Below are 13,157 nucleotides of genomic sequence, written 5' to 3'. Positions count from 1 at the left end.
TCAGAACCTGCAGAATGACCTTAGAAGCAGGAAATACCTCCGCATGAACAAACAGCACTCGGGCAGGTTCCTGAAGGGCATGTATAGGTACCGCCATCGCCACCTATTACCATTTCCATTTGTTCTGCCTGAAGCCTGCTAACAGTTTCCTTGTTAAGTTTCAGCTTTTTTCCAATCCTGATTGGGTTGAAATTTGATTTGTTTTCTTCCATTTTGATAGTTTGTTTAAAAAATAAGTTAACCTAACTTTCCTGCTGTAGGTATTTAGCACTATTCCTTTTATGCCGGCATAGTAGGCAGCCACTAGTAAGCATCTTTAGATGGCTCTTCACCATATATCGTTAAAAAATTGAGTCAGGAATTATGTTTTATTGGTTATCGGCAGGCTATTAAATAGTTTAGGCGTATATTCTATAGACCGATTTTCAATTATAAGAATTAATTCTTATAATTTATAATAATATATAAAATTAATTCTTAAATAATAATCTTATGCATTATTCTATAGTAATAGCCGTAAAGTTTACAGAGTTTTCCGGTGCTCCGGCGGAACTTTTTTTGTGCCATTGTGATACCTTAACAGTTATTGTGAATATTGGCATCGCAGATTTTGACGACTTGCTGAACCGCGCCGGGAAATACAGCGAAACTGGGATTTGGTATATACCTACTATAAAGCGGCAATATAGTTTAGCAGAGGTGTTAAACAGGCTTCCTGAGAAAAACGGGCAGTTACAAATTCCAGCGCGGTAGCGGATAATTTTAGGCGCAGCTCATAGCTGTCGATAAGCTGGAGTAAAAGCTCGGTGAAGTGTGTCATATCTTCTGCTACAAGGAATGCATTCCCGGCACCTGGTTCAAGCCCCCTTGCGCCGTGTCGCGTAGTAATTAGCGGCCGGCCATTTGCCAGGGCTTCAATATTTTTGATCTTAAGCCCAGCGCCGAAACGAACGGGGTTTATAATAATATCTGCTTGATTATAAATGCTTTCGATGTTGTGTGCATAATATTTTAGCACCACCTGAGGCGGAATTTCAAAATCAATTACCTTGCAAACATTGCCATAAATATTCAGCGTTACAGGACGACCTGGGGCGACCTGAGGCCAGCAATTAATAACAAAATTCTGGATGGCGTCTTTATTGGGCAGATATTCACTTCCCAAAAAATTAACATTTAACGCAAGTTTCCTTGTCGGATGGAATGATGGTATTGCCGGATGCGGACAAAGCATTACCCGCCCAGGGTCGGTCAATGCTTGAAGTTTTATAAGATCGGGTTTGCACAACACAATTACCCGATCATAGGCGTTAAGTATTTCAACTTCTGTGTACTGATCCAATTCGAACATAGTGCCACGGTAATTGAATTTTTCAAATTCCTTTGATCTCTCGCTGATAATGTCGTGAATATCCAAGATGACCACCTGCTCTCGTCTAAGGTAATTTAAAAAGACGCTGTTGTGGATATATTCTATAATAACAGCTTTAAATGTATTGTTTTTCAGATAACGCCGAAGCCGTTGACCATAAGCAACTGTACTGATAATTTTTTTATCATCAAGTATAACAAGCTCAACTCCATACTCTTTACTTAAATCTCCTTGAAGCAGGCTATCCATTACACCTATATATACCACAGTTAAACTAAGATGTGCACTCAGATAACTTATCATATCGGCAATCCTCATTCTGTGACCGGCACCTTTTATCCAAAAATTTACATCTGTAAGCAGTAACGTTTTATCTTTCATCAAACTTCGCGTACCATTTTAAAAAAAAACTCCTTGTAGGTTTCACCGATAGGGATTTGGTAATCATGAATGTAAATGGTGTTTCCGTTTACCAGTTTTATCTGCTCGAGAGAAACTATAAAGGATTTATGGACACGGTAAAAAGGAGGGGAAGGTAACTGCAATTCAAAGTCTTTAAGCGTCGTATATGTGATCAGCCTTTGATCTTTTGTGGAAACAAGGATATAATTTTTAAGTCCCTCAATATATAAGATATCTGCAAAATTCACTTTGATAAATTTATTCTTGCTGTCTGATTTAATAAATATATAATCGGCGCTTTTCTGCTGTGCCTTGTTAGTATCATTAGGTATCGGCAGCATTCCCTGATTTGATGCCTTATCAATCATAATTCCCGCGTGCATAATATCTGAAATTTTGTTTACGGCCTTCATGAAGCGTTCAAATGCAACGGGCTTTAACAGATAGTCCACAACATCCAGTTCATATCCTTGAAGGGCATATTCCGAATAGCCTGTGGTAAGTATAACTTTACATTTTTTTCCGCATAATTTCAGAAACTCAATTCCTGTGAGATCAGGCATAAGGATATCGAGGAAAACGAGATCTATGTCTCCGTTTCGAACAGCAGTTAGGGCGTCGAGTCCGCTGGTAGCTATGCCGGCCAGTTCAAGGAACGGTACTTTTCCAATAAAATCGGCGATTATCTTTGCAGCATAGGGTTCATCATCAACTGCCAAACATCTTATCTTGGGACCTTTCATATACAACAAGGTTAATTAAGCTTGATTAATAATTTAGAACTGTAAAAGCCATCTTTCTCTGAAATCAGTAATTTATATTGTTTGGGATAGATCAATTCGAGCCGACGATTTACATTGGCCAACCCAATACCGCTCGAAGTATCCTTGCGATTTGTATTGATCTTGTTATTTACCATGAAGTTGAGTTCATCCATTTGAATATGAAGTGAAATCACGATTGGAGTGTCCGGATCGTCCACAACACCGTGCTTAAGCGCATTTTCAACAAATGGTATCAACAATAGCGGTGCGATCAGAACCGGTTCACGGGAAAGATGAATGTCAAAATCAACAAAAAAAATAGTTTCAAAACGGAGTTTATAAATAGCAATATAGTTATTCAAATAATCTACTTCCTTTTGAAGCGGAACTCTTGCATTTGAACTGTCATCCAGCATATAACGCATTAAATGCGATAACTTTAATACCGCGCCTGTGATACCTGCAGATACCGGATAGGCCAACGAGTAAATATAATTTAACGTATTATAAAGGAAATGGGGGTTGATCTGCGATTTAAGAAATGCCAGCTCAGCTTTTTTATTTTCGTCTCTCAGCAACCTGTTTTCGTGCTCCTGCCTATAAATCCTCTGTAAACTCCAGAGCGCGATACTGAATGAGATGGTGGGTATACCCCGGTAAAGGTTATCGAGGATATAATAAGAGGTTGCTGTACCCTTAAAATAGTTATGGATGTTAAAAAAATAGGGATCTAAGATTTCTTCTATCAAAAACCGGAGCACAATAAAAATACAGGGTGCCGAGAGCAGACCAGCTGTAAGCAAGTATTTTTTTCCGTTTTGTGCTATAAGCGGTAAAATAAGAAGATAGGTATAGTAAAACGTTGTTACTTGGCAAATAATAAATCCAAAATGGATGATCAATGCACGTTCTTGTAATTCCACGGTTTTGGGAAACAGAAATACACCAAGCAAATCATAAATTATATATAAGAGCCACCCGATGCAGTGGAGTGTAAAAACCTTACTCTTTCCCATGTAGTAAAGCTAACATTCCATTAATAAAAAAAAAAAAAATTACACCAACATGCTTTTTGGACGGGCCAAACGATACTTTCTTCCAATACAGCTTTATCCGCTGTTGGTGTAATTTTCCATGAGGTAGGTATAATAAATTAGCTACAACGGTTTGCTGGTTGCAGATTTGTTGTAACTTAAATTACAGCACATGAAAAAGCTTTTCTTTTTGATCTCCGCATGCACGCTTTTGCAACTGGAAGCAGCGGCACAAAGTAGCATTGTACAAGGTAGCATCCAGAATTCAAAAAAAGAACGGCTGAGTGGAACAAGTATACTTCTGTACCGGTTTTTGGATAGTACTAAAATCTCGCAGCAGGCAAGCGATTCCTCGGGGGATTTTAAATTTACCCAGATTTCGCCTGGAGTTTACTATATCCAGGTAACCATGGTTGGGTATCTCCCGGTAATTACCACTCCTTTTAAAATATCAGGGACTGCCGTTCAGTTGCCGGCCCTGACAATGAATGAGAAAATCACCCATCTGTCAGAGGTGGTTGTTAATTCGAGAGTACCTCGACTGGAACAGAAAAGTGACCGGCTGGTTATAAATGTAGGCAATATGAATACTGCCGGAGACAATTCACTTGAGGTGCTCACCAAGGCGCCCGGTATACGGCTCGACAAGGATGACAATATACTTTTTCGCAATAATGGAGGAGTAAATGTAATGATCAATGGGAAACAGACATTTATGACCGGCAGTGAAGTAAGTAATTATCTGAAACTGTTGCCCGGTAACCTGATTAGTAAAATAGAGCTCATCGCAAATCCTCCAGGCAATTTTGACGCTGAAGGAACAGCGGGGGTTATTAATATCGTGCTCAAACGCAATAAAGTGGCCGGATACAACGGAAATGTAAATTCCACTGCCGGCTACGGAAGGTATGGAAAACTTTCGGGGGGGCTTAACCTTAATTATAACTCAGGAAAATTCAGTGTTTATACCAGGTTAAGTGAAGCTTATATAGACAGCTACAACCGCTTGACCATTAACAGGCAGATAGGTGACGAAAATTTCAATGAAGTCAATTTTTGGCACCCCAAAATTTATGCCACCAGTTATATTTTGGGAGCAGATTATTTTGCTGCAAAAAACCAAACGATAGGATTTATGTTCAAGGGGCTTAATTCGCCTCAAACGGTCAATGCAGTAAGCAATTCTGTAATTACTAACTCCTCCGGCGTTATTGGCTATGTTAATGGCAGTAATCCGCAAAAATCCGGCAATGACAGTTACAGTTTTAATTTTAACTATACTATAAATCTGGATACCATTGCTCAAAAGCTTGGCTTTGACGCAGACTACGTGAGTAATTCCGCGACTAATAATCAATCCTATCTTAATGAATACTTAAACGGAAATGGGAATCCCGCCACGGCACCGGTAAATTTGAGAAGCAGCAATCCTGTTGACTTTACTGTTTATTCCATCAAGATGGACTACAGCTATCTGTTTGCAAAGAAATGGACGCTTGAAGTTGGGCTCAAGAGCAGCTGGGTAAACACCAGGAGTAACATAGGCTTTGACTCCCTCAAATCAGCCGGTTATATCACGGACACAGTAAGAAGTAACGATTTTAGGTATACAGAAAATCTTAATGCCGCTTACATTAATCTGGGCACGAACTTAGGGAAGAAATGGGATCTTAAAGCGAGCATACGCGCTGAGCAAACGGTATCCAAAGCCAATTCTATAACACATAGACAAGTTATTGACCGTAATTACTGGCAGTTGTTTCCAAGTTTGTTTTTAACATTTAGGCCAAATGATAATAGTCAGTTTAATGCATCCTTTAGCCGGAGAATTACCAGGCCGAATTATAGTACGCTTAATTCCGCGATCCGGTATACCGATCCATATACAGCTTTCCAAGGAAATCCTTATTTACAGCCCTCAATTTCTGGCTCATTTATCTTTAATTATACTTATCACAATTTTCAGATACTCAGTTTAAGCTATCTTAAGATAAATGACGCGGTGAACAGTGTCCTTTTCCAAAACGACCAAACCAGGGAAAGCATCAACCGTTATGAAAATTTAGGATCCACCAATACTTTCAGCGCTACCAGTTCGGGAAATTTTAACGTGACGAAATGGTGGAATATGAATGCAGAAATAGATGTTCTCTATAACAATGTTAAAACAGTGGTGGCCGGAATTCCTTACCGGAGCTCAAAATACTCATGGACTGCTAATACACAAGAAGAAATCACTCTTCCTAAAAGTTACCGATTGCAGATCTCTGCATTGTATTTTTCACCATCAATAAACGGGTTGGCTCACACGCTCGCAGGCACTCAAATAGATGCGGGGATTGTAAAAAGCCTGTTCAGCGGAAAATCGACTATTAGTTTTAAAGTACGCGACATATTTTTTGGGAATCGTTATCGGAGCATCCTGCAATATAACAATATAAATACGCGGTGGCAAAATGAATGGGAAAGCAGGCGCTATTCCTTGTCATTTTCTTATTCTTTCGGCAATTCTAAAATAAAAGTGGCGAGAAATCGCCGTACGGGAACGCAGCAGGAGGAGGGAAGAATGCAGCAACAATAAGCTCGCAATTGAGTAAGGCAATCTGCTTATCTAAATGAAATTCAGCCCTCGTGTGGTTAAGTATCGTTCCTATAATATTATTTTTATTTTGCCACTCACCTCAATCAGCCCGATGTCTGAATATGTATTAATCAAGCGGCGGGGCGTTCTCCAAACAACCGCGTTTATCTCCAATCCCAATTTATAAAGAGAAATTCAAGTGCAGTTGTTGTCATTTTCCCCTTGTTCAAGCTACTCTTTAGCGAATCACGATTGCGCTGATAACCAAAAGCGAATTTCTGTATTTTTTGCTATAATGTTTTACCCTGGAATACCTGTTCGGCCTGTTGTGATGGAAAATAGGCATGCTGCAATTGTTTGTAAGGAGAACATTCCTTAAAAAGTGAACATGCTGTATCACTGGTTGGGTACATTGCCTGGTATATTAGGTTGAAATGTTATTTCTCAGAATTTTTACAATGCTTTCGAGTACATCATATTTATGATCTTTCTTATTGTTTGGTTTTAGATGAGTGGTAAATAAAGATAGTACGCTTTCATATTTCTCCACTTCACCCTTGTGAAAGTTGATTTTTTCCAATACATGAATTATCATATCGTTTTCGTTAATCGCTGCCATATTAATCGGTTATATTAGTGATAAGATCTTATGTTTTTCCTTTTCAATCCTTGTCACCTTGAAAAGTCTTACAAAGGCCATAAGTAACAAAATACGCTTTAAAACATGAAAAAAATTACACCAAATTAGGTTTTGTCTATATGAAATCGTTTTTTTCAGCAAAAAACACGATAATTGAAAAAAGATTTATATGGTAGAGATTACAGAGCAAGATATAGTCAATCATTTAAAGTCAAAAATAAAATTCCATGAAATGGAAATAAAAAAGATAGAGCAGGTTCTTTCTACTTTGTCAGCAACTCCGGGTAGTTTGAATAACGATGCGAAAAAGAATGCGAAGGGAAATTCAGCGGGGAATAACAAGCAACCCGGCGTTGCTGAAAAACCCCATAAAGAACTTGTTGTGCCTTCAAAATTCTCACCAGACCTTACTTCAGTAGCGAAGATCACTTATGTTTTAAATGAGATTGGGGATGGTTTTAAGGAAGATATTGCAAATAAAATCGCTGCGCTTGAACCGGGAATAGACCCGATAAAATTAGGACGGGATATTTCCGGCATACTATCTACATTGAAGAATAAAGGCTTGGTAGCAACTATTAAGATAGGCAGAAAACACCGATATTCTTTATTAGCCATACACAGTTAACCCGGCCTTTTAATAAAATATCGAATTCATCCGTTGGCATCGTTATTGATAAAGTCTGCAACTCTATTGCTTGCTGAATGAATTTTAAATCACAATCACCTGATAGATAGTCGGAGATAAATTTGATCAACGTAGATGTCCTTGTTAACTTCCACCGCCGTTGTTAACTTCCACCGTCCAGGTTAATAACTGATTGTTCCGTTTTAATTTTAATGACCCCGCAAATTTTTCCAGCATCAGAAATAGTAGTTTTCAGTTTCTTACTTTGCAAATATTTTGGATTGTTTACAAAATGTACTTTTTTTTCTTCCTGCACTTGTAAAGTCATATAATCTACAGCCAAAATATCTTTCGTACCCGGCAATAAGTCAAAGCTGATATTTCGCTCCCTCAAATTTTTTTCAAAAGCACGATAAAAATCTATGTATTTTATAGGTAAAGTGTCAGCAAGGAAAATATTATTGGTTTGCGAGTAGGTAACCATTTCAAAAATTCCGAAACAAAGTCTATTTTAATTTCAGATACAGTTTTTGTGTGAATTGAGTCTGCAAATCAGGGGCGGTCTAAGTCTTGTCTTTATGTTTTTGTGTGAATATTGCTTACCGAAGCTTGATCATAAGAAACATAGAACTTTTTTCCTTTGAACATACGGCGGCACCTTTATTAAGCCCCCATTTTGCCAAAGTGATTATCATTAGATCGGAAAATATTTGCTTGGATCTCGAAAGCTCTTGAAGATTTGAACGGATTTCTGTTTTAACGTTCAACCGGCCATGTATTTCTTTTCAATAAATTGCACTTCACGTTGTTAAGTCCGCACAAAAAAATGGTCAAAACTTTTTTTATCGCCTTTTTATTATCTTAGATACATAAGAAAGCCTGACTCTTCAATTATTTTTCAGAATAATTATGTTCAAAAATATCATTTTGCTTATTTGACCTTAAACAGAACTTAACTAATTTTATTCAAATATTTGCTACCAAAACTTACTATATGTTTATTGAGTCACCAAGTGGGTTTTTCCGATAAATGCGATAAAAACCGCATTTAAATTATCATGTGGACCTATAGCACGATTCTCGTTGGATGTATAATCATTTAATCAATTAACACTTTTTCCTATTTCCTTGAAATACAATTCAAAATTCAGTAATTTTACACTATAAGCCATTCGCGCTATTTGGTTGAATTTGGAGGTGACCTATTCGGTGACCCTTAAAGATTTTTGAAAATGTAACTTACTGATATAGAGACTAAAAATAACCTACGGTTGTTCCCTCCCTCTCCGCCAGAAAAGTTCGGTAGCACTTGAAATTACTGAAAGAATTTAAAACATTTTATAAGGCTGTTTCTTTGGAGCAGCCTTTTTCTTTTATTTTAATGGTACGGTGATAACACCGACCATAGGCTAAAGGCCGTTTTTGCCATGGTAGTGAGTATACTTACCCTCAAAATCAGGAATAATATTAGGAATTTACTTAATTTCGTAAATCAGTTCTACTATTGGTAATAAGCAAATGAAATCGGAAATTAAATACATAGAATTAAAATCAGGCTATCATGATGACGGACCCGCTTAGATCGGTATGGTTGAATTTTCCTAAACGGGACAAACTATTTATTTTAATGGTCAAGCCTTTAAAGGTAATGGTCATGGATCTTGCTTTAATATAGAAACTAAGGAGTCATATTGGATTACTGGGGTTAAAAAAGATGGCCAAAATCGGCACTGGGCCGGTAAAGGAAAAATTATGATTGATAAGCTTTTAGTAGATGACTATTTGAAGCTTAAAGAATGGTCAAGTCTCGATTTAAATAAATATGAGTTAGTTGAAATAAAAAAAACAGACAAGCAAAGATTTGCTGCTATTGAAAATGGATCATTAGAAACCGTTAATGTTTTAGATAAATATCCAGACCTTAAAAGTTTATCAATAGAAGAGCTAAAAGATGCTGTCGAATATCTTAGAAGAAAAGAAAGTTACACGAACCCAAATAACGGTGTAAAGTTTATAACCGTCAAAAAACTTGAAGCCGAAAGACTTTTAGAACAACTTGAGGCGAATTCTAATTATTAAGGAATGAATATTCATAAAGGAATTCAAATAGATGAGCCAAGTATTTTTGTGCCGTGGGAAATTAGTGAGGAAAACCTTGTGGAGTTATTTAATGGTAAACACTTAAAACACATAACTGACGGTTACTACACAATTAAATGTACATTATTTAACGGTTTAAATTGTATGATCGGTTTTCACTTTGAACCGGGACTAAATGGGCATCTTTCAGAATTTGAATTTTTCAGAACAAATTATGATGATCAACAAAGTTCTTTCAACGAATTTCAAAAATATTTTGTGCAAGAATTTGGAGAGCCGTCAAATATTACCCCAGGCAATGAAGGATTTAATAACTATGATTGGATTTTAGATAATATTAAAATTATTCATTTGGTTTATGATCGTTTTGGACCAGAAGAGCATATGAGAATTAAGAACATGCTACACAATCATGGTTAGCAGATAATATGTTTATTCCATTGCAACCACCGGGAGCAATGGCAAGTTTGCCCCGAGCCGAAGGCATCGGGGTAGTTTTTGTGGTAACAAAAACACAAACTTGCTTCCTATTAGCGGACTACTTTATAAAACGGGCATAGTCGTTCAGGTGATCTTCTGTTAAGCAACAAAAAGCGGAAGAAGACAGGGCTGTCAAGGGAAAGTGGAATAAATGGATATGTGCGTGAAAGGGCTGTGGGTTTATGCCGCGAAAGCCCTTTACTGCCTTGGCTTCGCGGGCTACCTTTGCGGTTACAGATGATCAGCATAATAAGCTCCAAATAATCTGTTTTACGAATGCATAATCCCTATATTTGTATTATAAGATTTGCAATTAATCTGTACAAAAAAAGTGGTGAGTATTTCGGTGAGTAAGAAATAAAATACGCCTAACATATTGAATATCAAGTCGGTTTAAGAGGTAAACAAATCCCTCCCTCTCCGCCAGGTAGACTTTAAAAACAACAAAAACGCTGTAAATGAATAATTTACGGCGTTTTCTGTTTATATCAAAAGCCAAAATAAACCAAATAATTGCATACTTCTGGCTACCTCTGGCTGACCTGCCGAGGTCAAAAAGCAAAAGGCCACTACAAATCCTATAAGAATCTGAAAATCAATATTTTCAGCAACTAAACATCTTGATTTCAGTATGGTTAAAAACTACCTTTATTCACTTAAAAAGCAGGCCGCTATGAGCACATCTTTTGCGCTACTCTTTTACGTAAAGAGACCTAAAACTACCGGTGAAGGCTTGATAAAAATAATTTCAGTTTAATAACCTGTACTCACTCGGCGATTTCCCTGTTTTTGTTTTAAATATTTTTGTAAAGTGCGATGGGTGCTCAAACCCAAGTCCGTAAGCAATTTCGCTGATGGACTGATTGCTGCCCCACAGCATGGTTTTTGCTTTATCTATCAACTCCAGATGAATATGTTCCTGTGTGGTTTTACCCGTGAATTTACCCAACAGATCTGACAGATAATTAGGCGACAGGTTGAGCCTGGAGGCAAAATAACCCACGTTGGGCAGGCCGGTTTCTATGAGGTTGTTTTGAGAAAAATAATCTTTTAATAATTTTTCAAACTGTTGTACCACATCCGAATTAACCTTTGCCCTGGTATAAAACTGGCGGTCATAAAATCGGTTGCAATAATTCAACAGCAATTCAATATTACTAACGATAAGGCCCTGCGAATGCTTATCGATGTTTTGCGCGTACTCTTTTTCGATCTTGGCCAAACAGTCTTTAATGATCAGTTTTTCCTCTTCCGAAATGTGCAGCGCCTCGTTTATCTCATAATTAAAAAACGAATACTGATGTATCTTTTTGCCCAGGTCGGTACCATGAATCAGGTCTGGATGGATGAACAGCGCCCAACCTTCTTCCACCTGAACATCAGGTCCGGGTCCAAGAACCTGGTCGGGAGCGGTAAACATCAGGGAACCCTCATTAAAATCATAATGTCCCTTACCGTATTTTAACACTCCGTCAAACTTTTTACACGAAATGATATAAAACCCAAACCGGTAAAACACATCTGCCTTAGGATTATAGCTTTTATAAAAGTCGCAATGATTTATCACACTCACCAGGGGATGCCTGGGTGAGGTGTATTGTACCATCCGGTGCAGATCGCTGATCGATTTGATTTCAATATATTTATCCGGCATGTTTTTATTGTAAAGTTAAAGCAAAAAATCATTGGCTGCCCCAACCCGGGCAGCCAATGATTTTTAAATGCCCATTTGGCCCACTATCATGTTTTTGAAATCCACATCATCCATTTGATGCCTTGCCTCAATTATTGGCCCGGCGTCATGACCTACGGGGTAACGCAATTTTTCGGCACCATCGGTGGCTGCCTCATAAATGGCTTCAGCCACTTCGCCAATATTTTCAGACATCGGCCATTGCTCTACCGCGCTGATAAATTTATCAAAGGGAGCCTGGTAATCGCCTGATTCGCCTACGCCGAAAATGGATATCGAACGACCTGCGAACTCGGTTTTATAGCCGCCCGGTTCAACAATTTTAACCGGATACCCAAAGGGTTGAGTTCGTATTGTATAGATTCAGTTAAACCTTCCACCGCGAATTTAGTGGCATGGTAAAGCGACGAAAATGGAAAGGTAACTTTGCCGCCTATAGAGGAAACATTGATGATAACGCCCGATCTTTGTTGACGCATAACCGGTAATAAAGCTTTTGTCACTTCGATCAGTCCAAAGAAATTAACGTCGAACTGTCGTTTGATCTCAGCTTCGGTAGCGGCTTCCAATGCGCCAAATGAGCCATAACCCGCGTTGTTCACCAATACATCAATCTGGCCAAACTTTTCGATGCCGGCTTTCAAGGCGTTCTGTATGCTGGCTTTGTCGGTTACATCTAATTTAGTTACCAAAACCTGGTCAAGTGCCGATAATTCTGTTTCTTTTTCTGGTGAACGCATGGTAGCGATCACGTTCCAGTTGTTTTTATGAAATAATTTAACGGCCTCTTTCCCAAAACCTGATGAAGCGCCGGTTATTAATACTGTCTTTTTCATTGCTTTTATATTTAATTGCTGAAACAAAGGTGCGGCGAAAGGCGATGGCTGATTTATACTTTTCTACTGATCACTTATACATTTCGGGGATTATCACCCAACTACCGAAGAACAGTCAAAAAGCCCCCTTCAGGCTGCTTTTTTTCTGAGATTTTGTGCGATAACAGGTAAACCCCATTAAATCGTTACTTTTTCCCGGTTAGCTTTCAATTTATGACAGGCACCGTTTAGCGGGCAATTCCTGCAATTCCTGGCCTGGTATCTTTTTGCATTCTGTTCAAATCGGGTGCTGGTTTTCCTGCTGTAATTTTAAATAAAGTCCATCCGCTGGCCCATCGGGCAGATGTAACAATCCTTTTCCTGTTTATAAAAGTGGGAGCAAATGCAGCGATACAGGATTAAAGCAACAAGAAATTGAGCTTAATAAAAAAGAGGCTGATCATGACTTATGATACAGCCCCCTTTTATGGTTTATCAAAATTGGAGGTAATAAACCTGGTTGTTTTTTTATAAAAAGAAGCTTTTTTACTCACGCCTCCTGAGCTTTTTTTGGTCTGTTAGTTTTTTCATTTCATCGCCTGTTTCTTCCTTTCTGTCGCTTTTTCAGAATTTAATTGAAGTATTTCT

Annotated in this window: 13 protein-coding genes; 4 read left to right on the top strand and 9 right to left on the bottom strand. The window is 38.1% G+C overall.

What is annotated here, in order from left to right:
• Window positions 1–20 precede the first annotated feature (20 nt).
• The 4 genes from Q0R88_RS09965 to Q0R88_RS09950 form a co-directional block, all read right to left on the bottom strand.
• A complete protein-coding gene (locus Q0R88_RS09965; protein ID WP_295715607.1) occupies window positions 21–212 on the bottom strand; it encodes a class I lanthipeptide in 192 nt (63 codons plus the stop codon).
• Between the two features lie 458 nt (window positions 213–670).
• On the bottom strand, window positions 671–1,753 hold the full coding sequence (locus Q0R88_RS09960; protein WP_295715660.1) for a glycosyltransferase: 1,083 nt from the start codon (window positions 1,751–1,753) through the stop codon (window positions 671–673).
• Window positions 1,753–2,517, bottom strand: coding sequence for a LytTR family DNA-binding domain-containing protein (locus tag Q0R88_RS09955; protein WP_295715605.1), 765 nt, complete (start codon window positions 2,515–2,517; stop codon window positions 1,753–1,755). The genes Q0R88_RS09960 and Q0R88_RS09955 overlap by 1 nt, the downstream gene beginning before the upstream one ends.
• A gap of 11 nt (window positions 2,518–2,528) precedes the next feature.
• Complete coding sequence (locus Q0R88_RS09950; protein ID WP_295715603.1) at window positions 2,529–3,461, bottom strand: histidine kinase; 933 nt, start codon at window positions 3,459–3,461, stop codon at window positions 2,529–2,531.
• Window positions 3,462–3,744: 283 nt separating this feature from the next.
• Between Q0R88_RS09950 and Q0R88_RS09945 the strand changes: the two genes are divergently transcribed.
• Window positions 3,745–6,153 carry an outer membrane beta-barrel family protein gene (locus tag Q0R88_RS09945; RefSeq protein WP_295715601.1) on the top strand — a complete coding sequence of 803 codons (2,409 nt, stop codon included), beginning with the start codon at window positions 3,745–3,747 and terminating at the stop codon, window positions 6,151–6,153.
• Window positions 6,154–6,443: 290 nt separating this feature from the next.
• Here the strand turns inward: Q0R88_RS09945 and Q0R88_RS09940 are convergent, their stop codons facing one another.
• Window positions 6,444–6,566 (bottom strand): hypothetical protein, encoded by a 123-nt coding sequence (locus tag Q0R88_RS09940; RefSeq protein ID WP_295715600.1) that lies wholly within the window; start codon window positions 6,564–6,566, stop codon window positions 6,444–6,446.
• Window positions 6,567–6,962: 396 nt separating this feature from the next.
• On the opposite strand from Q0R88_RS09940, the gene Q0R88_RS09935 reads away from it, so the two are divergent.
• Window positions 6,963–7,421, top strand: coding sequence for a hypothetical protein (locus Q0R88_RS09935; protein ID WP_295715598.1), 459 nt, complete (start codon window positions 6,963–6,965; stop codon window positions 7,419–7,421).
• A 163-nt stretch (window positions 7,422–7,584) separates the two neighbouring features.
• Here Q0R88_RS09935 and Q0R88_RS09930 read toward each other — a convergent pair whose 3' ends face one another.
• On the bottom strand, window positions 7,585–7,905 hold the full coding sequence (locus Q0R88_RS09930) for a hypothetical protein (protein ID WP_295715596.1): 321 nt from the start codon (window positions 7,903–7,905) through the stop codon (window positions 7,585–7,587).
• 1,268 nt (window positions 7,906–9,173) lie between these two features.
• Between Q0R88_RS09930 and Q0R88_RS09925 the strand changes: the two genes are divergently transcribed.
• Window positions 9,174–9,500, top strand: a complete 327-nt coding sequence (locus tag Q0R88_RS09925) for a hypothetical protein (protein ID WP_295715594.1) — start codon at window positions 9,174–9,176, stop codon at window positions 9,498–9,500.
• Window positions 9,501–9,503: 3 nt separating this feature from the next.
• Complete coding sequence (locus Q0R88_RS09920) at window positions 9,504–9,941, top strand: hypothetical protein (RefSeq protein ID WP_295715592.1); 438 nt, start codon at window positions 9,504–9,506, stop codon at window positions 9,939–9,941.
• A gap of 808 nt (window positions 9,942–10,749) precedes the next feature.
• Here Q0R88_RS09920 and Q0R88_RS09915 read toward each other — a convergent pair.
• The 3 genes from Q0R88_RS09915 to Q0R88_RS09905 form a co-directional block, all read right to left on the bottom strand.
• Complete coding sequence (locus Q0R88_RS09915; RefSeq protein WP_295715590.1) at window positions 10,750–11,655, bottom strand: helix-turn-helix domain-containing protein; 906 nt, start codon at window positions 11,653–11,655, stop codon at window positions 10,750–10,752.
• Between the two features lie 63 nt (window positions 11,656–11,718).
• The gene (locus Q0R88_RS09910; protein ID WP_295715588.1) at window positions 11,719–11,889 is read right to left on the bottom strand and encodes a hypothetical protein; all 171 of its coding nucleotides are present in this window, start codon (window positions 11,887–11,889) and stop codon (window positions 11,719–11,721) included.
• A 62-nt stretch (window positions 11,890–11,951) separates the two neighbouring features.
• Window positions 11,952–12,530, bottom strand: coding sequence for an SDR family oxidoreductase (locus Q0R88_RS09905; protein WP_295715586.1), 579 nt, complete (start codon window positions 12,528–12,530; stop codon window positions 11,952–11,954).
• Window positions 12,531–13,157 lie beyond the last annotated feature (627 nt).

Origin of the sequence: Mucilaginibacter sp. (assembly GCF_025362475.1) — a bacterium.
Taxonomy (GTDB): Bacteria; Bacteroidota; Bacteroidia; order Sphingobacteriales; family Sphingobacteriaceae; genus Mucilaginibacter.
The sequence above is the reverse complement of the archived record's forward strand: the minus strand, read 5'-3'. Positions and strand labels throughout refer to the sequence as shown.

What these genes read in the sequence shown, in the direction of transcription:
- Q0R88_RS09915 (WP_295715590.1), bottom strand. Translation starts at nt 11,655, where the DNA reads ATGCCGGATAAATATATTGAAATCAAATCGATCAGCGATCTGCACCGG.
- Q0R88_RS09920 (WP_295715592.1), top strand. Translation starts at nt 9,504, where the DNA reads ATGAATATTCATAAAGGAATTCAAATAGATGAGCCAAGTATTTTTGTG.
- Q0R88_RS09940 (WP_295715600.1), bottom strand. Translation starts at nt 6,566, where the DNA reads ATGTACCCAACCAGTGATACAGCATGTTCACTTTTTAAGGAATGTTCT.
- Q0R88_RS09925 (WP_295715594.1), top strand. Translation starts at nt 9,174, where the DNA reads ATGATTGATAAGCTTTTAGTAGATGACTATTTGAAGCTTAAAGAATGG.
- Q0R88_RS09960 (WP_295715660.1), bottom strand. Translation starts at nt 1,753, where the DNA reads ATGAAAGATAAAACGTTACTGCTTACAGATGTAAATTTTTGGATAAAA.
- Q0R88_RS09905 (WP_295715586.1), bottom strand. Translation starts at nt 12,530, where the DNA reads ATGAAAAAGACAGTATTAATAACCGGCGCTTCATCAGGTTTTGGGAAA.
- Q0R88_RS09935 (WP_295715598.1), top strand. Translation starts at nt 6,963, where the DNA reads ATGGTAGAGATTACAGAGCAAGATATAGTCAATCATTTAAAGTCAAAA.
- Q0R88_RS09945 (WP_295715601.1), top strand. Translation starts at nt 3,745, where the DNA reads ATGAAAAAGCTTTTCTTTTTGATCTCCGCATGCACGCTTTTGCAACTG.
- Q0R88_RS09930 (WP_295715596.1), bottom strand. Translation starts at nt 7,905, where the DNA reads ATGGTTACCTACTCGCAAACCAATAATATTTTCCTTGCTGACACTTTA.
- Q0R88_RS09955 (WP_295715605.1), bottom strand. Translation starts at nt 2,517, where the DNA reads ATGAAAGGTCCCAAGATAAGATGTTTGGCAGTTGATGATGAACCCTAT.
- Q0R88_RS09965 (WP_295715607.1), bottom strand. Translation starts at nt 212, where the DNA reads ATGGAAGAAAACAAATCAAATTTCAACCCAATCAGGATTGGAAAAAAG.
- Q0R88_RS09910 (WP_295715588.1), bottom strand. Translation starts at nt 11,889, where the DNA reads ATGTCTGAAAATATTGGCGAAGTGGCTGAAGCCATTTATGAGGCAGCC.